This is a genomic window from Janthinobacterium sp. SUN211 (assembly GCF_030587315.1).
In the GTDB taxonomy this organism is placed as follows: Bacteria; Pseudomonadota; Gammaproteobacteria; order Burkholderiales; family Burkholderiaceae_D; genus Janthinobacterium; species Janthinobacterium kumbetense.
Window position 1 is genome coordinate 324827 of record NZ_JAPWIC010000005.1, and the last position, 13401, is coordinate 338227.

The window sequence follows — 13401 nt, forward strand, 5'->3', positions numbered from 1 at the left end:
TGATGCTTGCAGTGTAGGCCAGGCAGGGCAGGGCGCACACGGGAAAGTTGCTGTATAGCATAGATAAATGTGGCATGCGTCAATCAATCCTGCAACAGCCATTTGCGCGCGGTGGCGATGACGGCGTCCGACAGGGTGCGCGTGAGCGGGGTCTGGATATCCCAGGCATGCCAGGTCAGGGGCACGTCGAGCGCCTGCCCGGCCGCCACGTCGACCAGCCTGCCGGCGGCCAGCGCCGTTTCCGCCTGCAGCAAAGGCACCATGCCATAAGCATAGCCCGCTTCGATGAAGCGCACGAAGTCGCGCGCCGAACCGAGCACGTGGTGCGGATAGCGGCCCGTGTAGCCGAGGCGGTGTTGCAGGTAGCGCTCGTGCAGGGCATCCTTGCTGCCGAACGTGATGGCGGGCGCCTGGCTGACGGCTTCCACCGTAAAACCATGGGGAAACCATTGCTGCGCGAACGCGGGCGAGGCCACGCACAGGTAGCGCATGCCGCCCAGCGGCGTGGCCGTGGTGCCCGCCACCAGGTCGTTGGCGCTGGTGACGCAGGCAAACACGCGCCCTTCGCGCAACTGGCTCAGGGTGTGGTCCTGGTCGTCGAGGCGGATATCGAGCAGGCAGGACGGCGGCGACAGCAGCGGCCCCAGCGCTTCCGGGATCCAGGTGGCGGCGCTGTCGGCGTTGACGGCGATGGCCAGTTCCGGCAAATGCGTGGTGGGGCCGGGCTGGGCGTCGAGCGCCGCTTCGAGCAGCTTGACTTGCCGGTAATGGGCGATCAGGCGCTGGCCCGCTTCCGTGGGCAGGGGCGGGTGGCTGCGGATGATCAGCAGGGTGCCTTCCAGGTTTTCTAGGGTGCGGATGCGCTGCGACACGGCCGGCTGGCTGATCGCCAGCGCCTGCGCGGCCTTTTCAAAGCTGCCCAGGCCGATCACGGCGTCGAGGGCGGCCAATCCACGGTAATCGACGACACGCATAAGTTTCTCTTATATATGGTTAGAATCATTCATTATACTTATATTTACTTTTTCTTTACACTGTTGAAATAGGGTAACAACTCCACTCTCCCGCGCGGTCCTGCTGGTACCGCTACACCCTCCACCTACCTTTGATGACTTTGCCGTTGCCGGCAGAGCGTGGGCGGCCGTGCGCGTGATGGAAAGCAATAAAGGAATCGATATGGACAGCGCAATCTTCTTGAAAGGCATGGGGCTCGGAGCGAGCCTGATCGTTGCCATCGGCACGCAAAACGCCTTCTTGCTGAAACAGGGCTTGAAGCGCCATTACGTGCTCACCTGCATCCTGGTCTGCCTGGTGTGCGATGCGATCTTGATCACGGCCGGCGTGGCCGGCATGGGCACCTTCATTGCAGACAACCCCAATTTCTTGCTGTGGGCCAAGGCCGGCGGCGCCACCTTCCTGATCGCGTATGGCTTGCGTGCCGCCAAGTCCGCCTGGCGCCCAACGGCCTTGACGGTGTCGGCCGCCAAGTCGCCGGAAGGCTACTGGGCCGTGATCGGCGCCGCACTGGCGTTCAGCCTGCTGAACCCGCACGCCTTCCTCGATACGGTCATCCTGCTCGGCTCGATCGGCGGCCAGCATGAAGGCGTGGGACGCTTTTACTTTGCCGGCGGCGCCATCATGGCTTCGGCCCTGTGGTTCTTCCTGCTGGGCTTTGGCGCCCGCTACCTGGCGCCCGTGTTTGCCAAGCCCATGGCCTGGCGCGTGCTCGACGGCATCATCGCTCTCGTCATGTGGGCCATCGCCGCCTCGCTGTTCCTGTAATCAGCGGGTCAGGAAGGCCAGCACGCGGCTGGCCAGCTTGCCATACGGCGGCCACAGCAGTTTCAACGCACTGTAGCGGGCCTGATAAAACACGGGCCGCAGCTTGCTGAAGGTGTGAAAGCCTTCGACGCCGTGGTAGTGGCCCATGCCGGACTCGCCCACGCCGCCGAACGGCAGGTCGTGCTGGCCTACGTGGTACAGGGCGTCGTTGACGGACACGCCGCCCGACATCACGCGGTCGATCAGCAGCTGCACCGTGTCTGTTTTGTTGCTGAACGGATAGATGGCCAGCGGCCGTGGTCCCGCATTGATGCTGTCGATCACGGTCTCAAGCCTGGCATAGCCGCGCAGCGGCAGGATGGGGCCGAAGATTTCCCGCGTCAGCAGCAGGCTGTCATCGGGCGCGCCGAGCACGATGTGCGGCGCGATCTTGCGCGTGGCCCGGTCGTAGGCGGGCCCCGGCAACAGCGAAATCACTTGCGCGCCCCGTGCGCGTGCTTCGTCGAGCGCCTGCAGCAGGCGATCAAAGGCGGCCTCGTCGATGATGGAGGTGTAGTCGGGCGTGTCCAGCCGCGGGTAGCGCGTGGGCACGATGGCGCGTGCGTGCTCGACGAAGGCAGGAATGCTGGCCTCTGGCAGCCAGGCGTGGTCGACGCTGGTGCAGATTTGTCCCGCGTTCAGGAACTTGACGAACAGGATGCGCTCGGCTGCCGTGCGCACGTCGAAATCGGCGCAGACGATGGCCGGCGCCTTGCCGCCCAGCTCCAGCGTGACGGGGCACAGATTGCGCGCGGCGGCCGCCATGACGGCGCGGCCCGTCTGGCCGGAACCCGTAAACAGCAGGTGGTCGAACGGCAGTTGTGAAAAAGCCATGCCCACGCCGCCCGTTTCGTCAAAGAACTGCAGCTTTTCTGGTGGAAAGTAGGCAGGCATGGTGTCGATCAGCAGCCGCGCCAGGTGGCGCGAGTTTTCGCTCATCTTGACCATGGCGCGGTTGCCGGCGGCGAAGATGTAGGTCAAGGGCACCAGGCTCAGGTTCACGGGGAAATTCCATGGCACGATGACGCCCACCACGCCCAGCGGCTGCGGCATCACGCGGTTGCGGGCGCCAGGAAAGCTGCGCCAGTCCACGCCGCGGCGCTGTGGCCGCATCCATTTTTTCAAGTGTTTTAATACATGGGCTATGCCATCGATGGCGGGAAAGATTTCCGCCAGCAAGGTTTCGTGACGGGAACGGTTGCCGTAGTCGGCGCTGATCGCCGCGCACAGCGCGTCCTTGTGGTCGCGGATGAAGCGCTGCAAGGTGTGCAGGTCGCGTTTGCGCTCGGCCAGGGTCGGCACGGGGTGGGCCAGGCAGGCGGCGCGCTGCAAGCGCAGGGCGGCAGCGAGTTCGGTGCTCAATTGCATGTTTTCTGCGACATCAGGCATTGTTTTCCTTGGCCGGCCCGGCAATGTGTGCGCCGTTCCTGCACACTATAGTGGACTCTGCGGACAAGTGCCGCCAGCGTGCCGACGGCGCTGCACGATACGCCGTAAAATGTCCGGCAACTGTACGCTACTCTTTCCAGGAATGCCATGACCTCGACCACGCCAGACTCCCTGCACATCGTGTGCCCCCATTGCGACGCCGTCAACCGCTTGCCGGCGGCGCGCCTGATCGAACAGCCCACGTGCGGCAAGTGCCAGAAGGATTTGTTTACGGGCCAGCCCGTGGATCTGGCCAGCGCCCGCTTCCTCAAGCATATCGAACGCAGCGACATTCCCGTGCTGGTCGACTTCTGGGCGCCGTGGTGCGGTCCCTGCCGCAGCATGGCGCCATTCTATGTGCAAGCCGCCAAGACCCTGGAACCCGCATTTCGCGTCGTGAAGGTGAATACGGAAGCGTCGCCGGACCTGGGCAGCCGTTTCAATATCCGCAGCATTCCCACGCTGGCCCTGTTTCGCAAGGGCGTGGAAGTGGCGCGCCAGCCGGGCGCCATCGATGCGCAAGCCATCATCGCCTGGGCGAGGGACAAGGCGCGTCTCTAAGCGCATGGGAAAACCATTGAGGTTTTCCATTTGACATTTAATGTGGTGCCATATTATATTGTGCCATATGATAAAACTCGAACAGAAATACACGGCCTTGCTGGGCGACGTGCAGCGTCGCGCCAGCGGTCTCGACATGGCGCAGTCCGGGGCGCGCTTGCGCCTGTGCTTTGAAGTGCTGGGCCTGGCCTCCGCCATCGATGGCGATTGCGCCGCGCGCCTGGGCCGGCATGGCTTGTCGGAAGGAAAATTTGTGCTGTTGTCCCTGCTGCGCGACGTGCCAGGCGGACTGTCGCCGCACGAGCTGGCCGAGCGGGCCGGCGTGACGCGCGGCACCATCACGGGCTTGCTCGACGGCCTGGAACGCGATGGTTTCCTGGCGCGCCACGCGGACCAGGCTGACCGGCGCAAGCTGCTGGTGCGCCTGAGCGCCAAGGGAGACCTGGCCGCCGCCACCCTGGTCGATGAACACGCGCAATGGATCGCCAGCCTGTTTGCCGATTTCACGCCGGAAGAAATGCAGTTGCTGAGTACGCTACTGGAAAAAGCCTGGCGCAAGACGGACCGGGGGGCTGCATGAGTCGCGGCGTCGCCGACATCGCTCCCGCGCGCCTGGCCCTGCTGAACGGAGGAAGCGTGGCCAGCGCCACCCTGACGGAAGGGCTGGCCATCGATTTCAGCGTGCTGCTGGCTGCGGCCGTGCCCGCTATCGGCGCCGCCCGCTTGGATCAACTGCGCGCGCAGGCCGCAGCCGGCATCACCAAACGCATGGCGCTGGCGGCGCAATTGCTGCTGGAAGCCAACGCCGACCTGGCGCTGCTGCAAGCCCATGCTTCCGACACGGTACGGGGCTGGGTCTGCTTTGCCATCGCCGCCCAAACCGGCTTGACCTTGCCGCAACGGCTGGCGGACATGCGGCCGCTGGCCGACGATGGGCACTTCGGCGTGCGCGAATGGGCCTGGCTGGCCCTGCGGCCCCATCTGGCGGCGCATCTTGACGACGCCATTGCCTTGCTGGCGCCGTGGACGGCTGACCCGTCGGAAAGAGTACGCCGTTTCGCTTGCGAAGCGCTGCGTCCGCGCGGCGTGTGGTGCGCGCATATTGCCCGGTTGAAAGAACAGCCGCAGCTGGCCTTGCCCGTGTTGCACGCCTTGCGCGCCGATCCGGCCGTCTATGTGCAGGATTCCGTGGCCAACTGGCTCAACGATGCGGCCAAGAGCCAGCCGGATTGGGTGCGCAGCCTGTGCGCGCAATGGCTGCAGGACAGTGCCCCCGCCACCCAACGCATCTGCAAGCGCGCCCAACGCTCGCTTGCTTAACTTTTTGGAGGAAAACATGCATTACCTGTTAGAACTGTACAGTCCGAAACCCGCCTGGCTGGCCCTCGACGCCGCCGCGCGCCAGGCGTATTTCGGCACGGTGGGCGCCGGCATGGCAGCCTTGTCCGGCACGGGCGCGGAGGCGCTGGCCATGGGCGCCGTCGATGGCGGCAAGCTGCATGGGGCTGCCCAGCAATTTTATGCCGTCTGGCGCTTCCCGGACGAGGCGGCACTGGATGCCTTGCTGGCCGGCATCGCGGCTACTGGCTGGCATGATTACTTCGACACCGTCAATGCGGCGGGACCGGCCGTGGATTTTCCTGCCCACCTGGCGCAACTGGCGGGCGTCTAGCCGTCCGCCGTTTTCCTTGCCGCTGCGGTAAAGTTGGCATTTTCATCCGACCATTGACGTTGATGCCAATCAAACTGCTCTCCATCCTGATGCTTGCCCTGGCGCCCATGCTGGCGTCGGCCATCCCTGCCACCCCGCAAGCCCTCGTCGTCGCCGCCCGCAAGCAGGTGGGCGTGACCCTGCAGTACGACCCGCGCTACGAACGCCTTGCCTATCCGGGCGGCGACGTACCGCTGGAACGGGGCGTGTGCACGGACGTGGTGGTGCGCGCCTACCGCCAGCTGGGGCAGGATTTGCAGGTGCTGGTGCACGAAGACATGCGCAAGGCGTGGCAGGTGTACCAGCAGCAGGGGCGCTGGCAGATGAAGGGGCCGGACCGCAATATCGACCATCGGCGCGTGCCGAACCTGGGCACCTACTTTGCCCGCCATGGCACCAGCTTGCCGCCAAGCAAGGAAGCGAACGCTTACCGCGCTGGCGACATCGTCACCTGGCGCCTGCCGCGCAACCTCACGCACATCGGCATCGTCAGCGACAAGCAGTCGTGGAGCGGCGTGCCGCTCATCATCCACAACATCGGCGAAGGCGCGCGCGAGGAAAATATTCTATTCAGCTATCCCATCACGGGACACTATCGTTGGCAACCCCGCTGAGGGGCAGGGGAGCGATCTCCTGCAGGATCGCTAGCACCTGGGCCAGCGCCGTGTCGATATCGAGCTTGTCGATGGCGCCATAGCCGAGGAACAGGCCTGCGTGGCGTGCCACGCCATAGTAAAAGCCCGATAACGCATACAGGCTGATGTCGGCCAGGCGCGCGCGGCGCAGCAATTCGGCGATGTCAAGCGGCGCCTGGGCCAGGGCCGCCACGTGGAAGCCGGCGCTGGCGGGCACCAGGCGGAACCACGGAGACAGCGGGCCGTTGAACCAGTGCTGCAGCCGCTCGCGCCGCCCCGCATAGATATCGTGGCAGCGGCGGATATGGCGCAGCAGATGGCCGTCGCCGATGAACTTGGCCAGCGCATGCTGGCCCAGGCTGGCCGTGTGGCAATCGCTCAGGTATTTCACCGTTTCCACGGCGGCCACGATAGCTTGCGGCAGCACAACATAGCCGAGCCGCAATTCTGGCAGCATGATCTTGGAAAAGCTGCCCACGTGCGCGACGACGCCGTAGCGGTCCATGCTTTGCAGGGAATCTTCGGGCCGGCCTTCGTAACGGAAGGCGCTGTCGTAGTCGTCCTCGATGATGATGGCGCCCAGCTGCTGCGCCCGTTCCAGCAAGGCATGGCGGCGCGCCATGCTCATCGGCATGCCCAGCGGAAATTGATGCGCGGGCGTGACATAGATCAGCCGCGTGCCGTCCGGGATTTGTCCGACGATGAGGCCATCCTCGTCCACGTCGATGCCCACCACGCGGGCGCCCTGGCTGGCGAACACGGCGCGCGCCACCGGGTAGCCGGGTTCTTCCACGGCAACCGTGTCGCCTGCTTCCAGCAAGGTCAGCGCCAGCAGGTGCAAGGCTTGCTGCGCGCCGCTGGTGACGAGCACTTGTTCCTCGGTGCAATGGATGCCGCGGCTGAAAGCGGCATGGCCGGCGATCGCCGCGCGCAAGGCCGGCAAGCCGGCGACAGGGCCATAGCGGCCGCGCGCCTGGCCACCCTGGCGCAGCGCGTGCAGCATGCAGGCGCGCCATTCATCCTGCGGGAAGTGCGCGGGCGTGGCGCGCCCGCCGATGAAGGCGTAGCGCGCCGGCTCTTCCTGGCTGGCGCGGCGCAAGGGCGTGGGCGTCGCTTCCCAGCGGGCGATGCGCTGCGCGCTGGCCAGCGGCGTGCTGGCGTGCCGGCGCTGCGGCGACGCGTGCGGCGTCTGCACGAAGCTGCCCACGCCCACTTTGCCGACCAGCAGCTTTTCATAACCGAGCTTGTCATACACGTCGGACACCGTCTTGCGCGACAGGCCCAGCTGGCTGGCCAGCAGGCGCGAGGGCGGCAATTGCTGTCCATCCGTCAGCCGGCCCGAGCGGATGGCCTCGCTGAGCTGGCGGTACAGCTGGCCGCCCAGGTCGCGCGTGCCGTCGATCAGGATGTGTAATTCCATGGAGTATCTGCTGGTGGTCTGCTGTTTTTCGGGGGGATTGGCCTGCCGCGCGCTGTTCCTGGGCCACTACAATGGTGCATCTCTACTCCCTCAAGGAATACATCATGACACAGCAACGACTCGATTTTACACAAGCTTCGCCGGACGCCGTCAAGGCCATGTATGCGCTGGAAGCGGCAATCGCCAGGCTGGGCGTGGAACACTCGCTGCTCGAGCTGATCCGCCTGCGCGCCTCGCAAATCAATGGCTGCGCCTTTTGCGTGGACATGCACACGAGCGACGCGCGCAAGGCGGGCGAAACGGAGCGCCGCCTGTATGCCGTGTCCGTCTGGCGCGAAACGCCGTTCTTCACGCCGCGCGAGCGGGCCGTGCTGGCCTGGACGGAAGCGCTGACCCTGCTGCCGCAAAGCCAGGCGCCCGATGACGTGTATGCGGCGCTGGCGGAACAATTGACGCCGGCGGAAATGGTCAACGTGACCCTGGCCATCGGCTCCATCAATACCTGGAACCGCCTGGCAGTGGGTTTCCGCAAGATGCCCGAATAAATCCTGTGTTCGTTCGCGAACAGACGCCTGGCTGGTCCCTGCGTAGTCTGGCAAGACAACTTGTCAGCGAGGGAACGGCCATGGAAGTCAATATCAGCGAAGCAATTGAAAAGACACCGGAACAGCTGGAAGAAGCGCGCCGCGAATTCATCGCGGAACTGTGGCGGCGCTTTGAAACCTTGCAGGAATGGGCCGTCAGCCACTGGCCAGACCAGGAACACCCGCTCAGTTCCGCCGACTTCGTCGAGGCGCGCAAGGAAATCTTGAGCCTGCGTTCGCCGGCCGGTTCCCTGAACCAGCCGGCGCAGCAAAATGAAGCGGAACCGGAGCAGGGCGGCGCGCAGTATGTGGATGTGACGCCCTCCCCCTGGCCTTGAGGAGCGCCTGAGAAAACGTCCATGACTGCGTTGCCGCGCCTGGCCGTACTGGCTACTGCTTGCGGCACGGCGCCTTGTCCTGAACGTTTTTCAGGTGCCCCCGTCCTGAAAAATCCGCTGTAAAAGCTACTGCTTGACCACTTCCGCTTTCTTGCCCTGCGCAAACACCCAGCACAGCAAACTCACCAGCAATCCCGCCATCACGCCATACGCCAGATTCAGGGCGCTGTCGAACAGCAGCGGCGCCACCAGGCCCGACACCAGCGCGAACAGCAGCATCTGGATGAACGATTGCATCGACGACGCCAGGCCGCTGTTGTTGGGGAAGTGGTTCAGGGCCATCAGGGTCATCGGCGGCATGGCGATCGACAGGGCGAACGAGTAGAAGAACAATGGCAGCACGGCCCACGGCACTTCGGCGGCAAAGAAGTAGTTGTAGCCGATGTTGACCAGTGCGGCGATGAGCATCAGGATGAAGCCGGTCCAGATCATCTGGCGCTGGCTGTAGCGGTGGGCGATTTTCGCCGACAGGGCCGAACCGAACACCATGCCGCTAATTAAGGGAATGAACAGCCAGGCGAATGCCGTCTCCGGCAGGTGCAGGATGTTGATGATGAAGTAGGCGGCCGAACCGATGTACAGGGCGAAGCCGCCAAAGGCCGCGCCGATGGCCGTCGACAGCAGCAGGAACTGGCGGTGGCACAGCACTTTCCAGTAATTGACGGCGATGTCGCCCAGGTGGAAGGCGTGGCGCTGCTCCTTCGGCAAGCTTTCCGGTAGCGCGCGCCAGACGACGACGAACATCAGCACGCCGAAGGCCGTCAGGAACCAGAAGATCCAGCGCCAGCCCAGGCCCACTTGCAGCCAGCCGCCCAACACGGGCGCGATGGCCGGCGCCAGCGCGAACACCATCATGATGTGCGAGAGGATTTTCTGCGCGGCGGCGCCCGAATAGCGGTCTTGCACGATGGCGCGGCCGATGACGGAACCGGCGCCCGCCGACAGGCCCTGCAGCACGCGCCAGGCCAGAAGCCAACCCAGCGACGGCGCCAGCGCGGCGCCCACGGAAGCGATCACATACAGCACCAGCGAGACGAGAATGACGGGACGGCGGCCGAACGAGTCGGACAGGGTGCCGTAAAACAGCATCATGAAGGCGAACGTGAACAGGAAAAAGCTCAGGGTTTGCTGCACCAGCAGGGGGCTGGCATTGAAATCATGCGCGATGGCGGGGAAAGACGGCAGATAGGTGTCAATTGCAAGCGGTCCGACCATCGCCAGGCCCGCCAAAATCCATGTTAATAATTTAGTCATGTTGAAGAGTGTTTTTGTTAGTCCGTCATTTTACGCTAGTGACCGGAATCAGGTTTGACGCCGGCCTTTTTGCCATCCATATGCGTTTTTCGCATATGGAATCTTGAAATTCTTCGTTTGCATCGCTTGCCGCCGCCGCTAAGCTGGGGCGACCCGGCTTGTTTGCCGTTTTCTGGAAGTGATACGCCATGCACAGTATTTATCCCGCGGCGCCCGCCGACGACACGGCCCAGTGGAACCTGGGGCCCGTGATCCAGGCCTTGCGCAGCTCGCGCGAAGACAAGCACAAGATCCGCCATAACGGCAGGGTGCGCGAACTGCCGTCGCGCGAAGCCCTTACCACCATCGTCAACGGCCTGTCGGCAGCCTTGTTCCCCACGCATTACGGGCGGCCCAACCTGACGGACGAAAGCATCGACTATTTTGTCGGCGACACGCTCAACACCACCCTGAACCGCCTCAGCGAGCAGGTGCGGCGCGGCTTGCTCTTTTCCGTGCCGGCCGGCGATGAAGGCGATGGCGCGGGCGACGATGCGGCCCTGGCGCAGCAGGCGCGCGACATCACGCGCGCCTTTGCCGCCAGCCTGCCCGATATCCGCGCGCTGCTGGTGTCGGACGTGCAGGCCGCCTACGCGGGCGACCCGGCCGCCACCTCGGTGGCCGAGATCATGCTGTGCTATCCGGGCACCATCGCCATCCTGTACCACCGCCTGGCGCACCGGCTGCACGCCCTCGGCGCGCCCTTCCTGGCGCGCCTGATCGCCGACATCGCGCACACGCTGACGGGCATCGACATCCACCCGGGCGCCCACATCGGCGCCTCCTTCTTCATCGACCACGGCACGGGCGTGGTGATCGGCGAGACGGCCATCATCGGCCAGCGCGTGCGCCTGTACCAGGCAGTCACCCTGGGCGCCAAGCGCTTCCCCGCCGATGCCAGCGGTGTGCTGATCAAGGGCACGCCGCGCCACCCCATCGTCGAGGACGACGTGGTCATTTATGCGGGCGCGACCGTGCTGGGGCGCATCACCATCGGCGCGGGATCGACCATCGGGGGGAATGTGTGGCTGACGCAGAGCGTGCCGCCAGAAAGCAATGTATCGCAGGCGCAGATGCGCAACGATTGAAGCGTGGCCGAGAAAACGTCCATGGCGGCGCTGCGCTTTACCCTGAACATTTTTCGGCCACTCTTCGCGCCAGGAGAGGGTTCCTGGCTTTGTGATGACCTTACTTCACCGTCAGCGCTTCATAGCGCGCCACGGGCACGCCATCCTTCAGCAGCAGCAATTCCTGGTCGGCGTAGCGGTAGCCATTGACTTCGCCCAGGGTGGTCAGCAGCAGGCGCTCGAGTTCCATGTCCTGCGGCTGGCACATCATCATGGTGCCGGCCAGCTGTCCAAAGTTCAGGGTGCTGACGCCATCGCTGGTGTAGCCGCCCATCATCTGGTTGCAGCCGCTGTTGCCGCTGGCGCGGCCTTCAGCCAGCAGCAGGGTCACTTCGCGCTGCTCGGGCGCCTTGCGCACCACTTGTTTGCCCTTCAATTCCTTCAGCTTCCACTGCGTGCCCGTCAGCTTGAGCGCCGGCTTGGCGGGCGAGGTGGCGCCTGGCGCGGCGGCGGCAGCGTCGCTGCGCACCGGTGTTTGCGCGCAGCCGGCGGTGATGGCGACGATGGCGGCGAGGGGTATCAGGCTGGCGAGTTTGAACATGGCGGTTCCTTCTTTAAATGAATGGCGCCAGCGTAGCAGATCGGCGCTGCGCCAGCGTGCACGGTTGACAAGCTCATTGGCAAGTTCACTGCTGCTTTTCCTGTTCAAGCCGGGAGTCGAGCACGGTGCGCGCCGCCGCCACATAGGCGCGGCAGGCTTGCGGGTCGACAAAGGCGTCGCTGCCGGCCGTGGCGCTCGCCTCCAGCCGTTCCCACAACTGTGCAGCCTCCGGATGCGCGGAGATCAGCACGTCGCAAGGCAGTTTTTCCAGGGTCTCGAAGCTGCGGCGCAAGTCCGCCACCGCGTTCGGATACTCGCTGCTGGCGCTGAACTTGAAGCCGGGACGCGAGACGGCGTTGAGGCTGTCCGCATAGACCATGTTCAGGCAGCGGGGGCCGTCGCACGATTGCCACGTCCAGCTCAAGCCTCCGGGGGTGTGGCCCGGCGTGGCGTGCGCCGTCAGGTTGACGGGGCCGACATTGAACTGGCCGCCGTCGCGCGCCAGGCGCATGTCCTTCACAGGCGGGTACTTGGGCAGCGCGTGGTATTGCGGGTCGTCCGGCCCCACTTCACCCGACGCCAGGTCCAGCGCCGCCGACGGGCTGGCGGCCACCAGCGCATTGCTGCGCCGCTGCAGTTCGGCCAGACCGCCCGCATGGTCGATATGGCCGTGCGAATTGAGGATCAGCTTGACGTCCTCGATGCGAAAACCCAGCGTGCCGATATTGGCGATGATCTTGGGCGCCGATTCCGGCAAGCCGCCGTCGATCAGCACGTGGCCCTGCGGCGACGTCACCAGCACGGAACTGAGGCCTTTTACGCCCACATAATAGGTATTGCCGAAGATGCGGAACGGCGCCTGGTCCGCATTCCAGGTGGCGCAGACGTCGCAGCCAGGCGTCGGCGGCGTGACTGGCGCCTGCGCCAATGCCAGGGAGCCATGGCCTGCCAGTAGCGCCAGTGCCAGCGCGCGCGTAAGAGTGGGGGGCATTGCGATCCTTATCCGTGGTGCCAGGGTGGCATATGCTGACATGGAATGGGGCTGGACGCAAACGTTTACAGGGAGGCAGGCGGCGCGGCGCCAGTGTCCTTGTAGACCAGTTCGATCAAGGTATCGTCCGCATAGCGGGTGTCGCCCAAGGGGGCCAGGAAGGACGTGCCGCCATTTTTCACCTGCAGCGCGACGCGGCGCCCGCCATCGAGCAGGGTGGCGCTGGCAATGGCCGGATCGCTGTACGTGCTCATCTTGAGTTCAACGGCGGAGCACCAGTCGGTGGTGCGCAGCTTGGCGGCGACCAGGGTGCGTAGCAAGAAGGGCGTCTCTTTCTTGGCAATGGCGATGCCGACCTGGCACTGCAGGCGCAGGTCGCCCAGCCGGCGCATGCCGGGCGGTACATCGTCGCTGCGGACGCTGGCTTGCCAGCGGTACGCGTCCTTCTTCCTGTTGGTGACCAGGTCCGCGTCTTCGCGCTCGGCTTGCGCGCTGCGCGGCAGCGTAAAACTGCCGTCGGCGGCCAGGGACAGGACGATTGAGGTTTCATTGCCGGCGATACGCAAGCTCAGATCCTGCATGGCGTTGTCCGGTGCGCCGGGGCCGGGAATCAGCTGGAAGCGCACTTCGCGTGCCCTGGGCGCCAGTGCATGGTGGTCGTCAAAGGCATCGAGGCCGGCCGCCATCACGCGGTACGATTTCAGCTCCGGATTGCGGATGCTGTTGATGTGGATCGATTGGCCGGTTTCCGCCGGCGCTTCCACTGGCACGTCCGCTTGCGCTGCCGCGTGGCAGGCGGCCAGGATGGCGAAGAGCAAAGTCGAAGAGAGCTTGCCGCGAAAAGAAAGGAGGTCCACGTCGTCGCTTGTCATGTTTTTAACATGACAAGCT

General features: G+C 64.7%; 16 protein-coding genes. 9 read left to right on the forward strand and 7 right to left on the reverse strand.

All coding sequences use genetic code 11. The annotated features are described in order from the left end of the window. Nucleotides 1-83: 83 nt before the first annotated feature. The gene (locus O3301_RS18810; protein ID WP_034785706.1) at nt 84-974 is read right to left on the reverse strand and encodes a LysR family transcriptional regulator ArgP; all 891 of its coding nucleotides are present in this window, start codon (nt 972-974) and stop codon (nt 84-86) included. 202 nt (nt 975-1176) lie between these two features. Here O3301_RS18810 and O3301_RS18815 point away from each other — a divergent pair, with 202 nt between their 5' ends. Continuing rightward, nucleotides 1177-1782 carry a LysE/ArgO family amino acid transporter gene (locus O3301_RS18815; protein ID WP_034785705.1) on the forward strand — a complete coding sequence of 202 codons (606 nt, stop codon included), beginning with the start codon at nt 1177-1179 and terminating at the stop codon, nt 1780-1782. On the opposite strand, the gene O3301_RS18820 is transcribed toward O3301_RS18815, so the two are convergent. Then, nucleotides 1783-3210, reverse strand: a complete 1428-nt coding sequence (locus O3301_RS18820) for a coniferyl aldehyde dehydrogenase (protein ID WP_305057137.1) — start codon at nt 3208-3210, stop codon at nt 1783-1785. Nucleotides 3211-3357: 147 nt separating this feature from the next. On the opposite strand from O3301_RS18820, the gene trxC reads away from it, so the two are divergent. The 5 genes from trxC (at nt 3358) to O3301_RS18845 (ending at nt 6135) form a co-directional block, all read left to right on the forward strand. Further along, nucleotides 3358-3810 (forward strand): thioredoxin TrxC, encoded by a 453-nt coding sequence (trxC, locus tag O3301_RS18825; protein WP_305057138.1) that lies wholly within the window; start codon nt 3358-3360, stop codon nt 3808-3810. A 70-nt stretch (nt 3811-3880) separates the two neighbouring features. Continuing rightward, nucleotides 3881-4390 (forward strand): MarR family winged helix-turn-helix transcriptional regulator, encoded by a 510-nt coding sequence (locus O3301_RS18830; protein WP_305057246.1) that lies wholly within the window; start codon nt 3881-3883, stop codon nt 4388-4390. Continuing rightward, complete coding sequence (locus tag O3301_RS18835; RefSeq protein WP_305057139.1) at nt 4387-5130, forward strand: HEAT repeat domain-containing protein; 744 nt, start codon at nt 4387-4389, stop codon at nt 5128-5130. Before O3301_RS18830 ends, O3301_RS18835 begins: the two co-directional genes overlap by 4 nt. A gap of 16 nt (nt 5131-5146) precedes the next feature. Next, entirely contained in the window at nt 5147-5482 is a 336-nt protein-coding gene (locus tag O3301_RS18840; protein WP_305057140.1) for a DUF6616 family protein, read from the forward strand. Between the two features lie 62 nt (nt 5483-5544). Beyond that, the gene (locus O3301_RS18845) at nt 5545-6135 is read left to right on the forward strand and encodes a DUF1287 domain-containing protein (RefSeq protein WP_305057141.1); all 591 of its coding nucleotides are present in this window, start codon (nt 5545-5547) and stop codon (nt 6133-6135) included. Here the strand turns inward: O3301_RS18845 and O3301_RS18850 are convergent. Further along, the gene (locus O3301_RS18850) at nt 6104-7576 is read right to left on the reverse strand and encodes a PLP-dependent aminotransferase family protein (protein ID WP_305057142.1); all 1473 of its coding nucleotides are present in this window, start codon (nt 7574-7576) and stop codon (nt 6104-6106) included. The genes O3301_RS18845 and O3301_RS18850 overlap by 32 nt on opposite strands. 104 nt (nt 7577-7680) lie before the next feature. Here O3301_RS18850 and O3301_RS18855 point away from each other — a divergent pair, with 104 nt between their 5' ends. Both O3301_RS18855 and O3301_RS18860 read left to right on the forward strand, forming a co-directional pair. Then, nucleotides 7681-8121 (forward strand): carboxymuconolactone decarboxylase family protein, encoded by a 441-nt coding sequence (locus O3301_RS18855; RefSeq protein ID WP_035817618.1) that lies wholly within the window; start codon nt 7681-7683, stop codon nt 8119-8121. Nucleotides 8122-8201: 80 nt separating this feature from the next. Then, the gene (locus O3301_RS18860; protein ID WP_305057143.1) at nt 8202-8498 is read left to right on the forward strand and encodes a hypothetical protein; all 297 of its coding nucleotides are present in this window, start codon (nt 8202-8204) and stop codon (nt 8496-8498) included. A 126-nt stretch (nt 8499-8624) separates the two neighbouring features. On the opposite strand, the gene O3301_RS18865 is transcribed toward O3301_RS18860, so the two are convergent. Continuing rightward, nucleotides 8625-9812 (reverse strand): multidrug effflux MFS transporter, encoded by a 1188-nt coding sequence (locus O3301_RS18865; RefSeq protein ID WP_077402553.1) that lies wholly within the window; start codon nt 9810-9812, stop codon nt 8625-8627. A 188-nt stretch (nt 9813-10000) separates the two neighbouring features. Between O3301_RS18865 and epsC the strand changes: the two genes are divergently transcribed. Next, nucleotides 10001-10939, forward strand: a complete 939-nt coding sequence (gene epsC, locus O3301_RS18870) for a serine O-acetyltransferase EpsC (protein WP_305057144.1) — start codon at nt 10001-10003, stop codon at nt 10937-10939. A 100-nt stretch (nt 10940-11039) separates the two neighbouring features. Here epsC and O3301_RS18875 read toward each other — a convergent pair whose 3' ends face one another. From O3301_RS18875 to O3301_RS18885, 3 genes are all read right to left on the reverse strand, one after another. Then, on the reverse strand, nt 11040-11519 hold the full coding sequence (locus O3301_RS18875; protein WP_305057145.1) for an META domain-containing protein: 480 nt from the start codon (nt 11517-11519) through the stop codon (nt 11040-11042). Between the two features lie 85 nt (nt 11520-11604). Next, nucleotides 11605-12510, reverse strand: a complete 906-nt coding sequence (bla, locus tag O3301_RS18880; RefSeq protein WP_289905560.1) for a subclass B3 metallo-beta-lactamase — start codon at nt 12508-12510, stop codon at nt 11605-11607. A gap of 65 nt (nt 12511-12575) precedes the next feature. Next, nucleotides 12576-13382, reverse strand: a complete 807-nt coding sequence (locus O3301_RS18885; RefSeq protein WP_305057146.1) for a hypothetical protein — start codon at nt 13380-13382, stop codon at nt 12576-12578. Nucleotides 13383-13401: the final 19 nt, after the last annotated feature.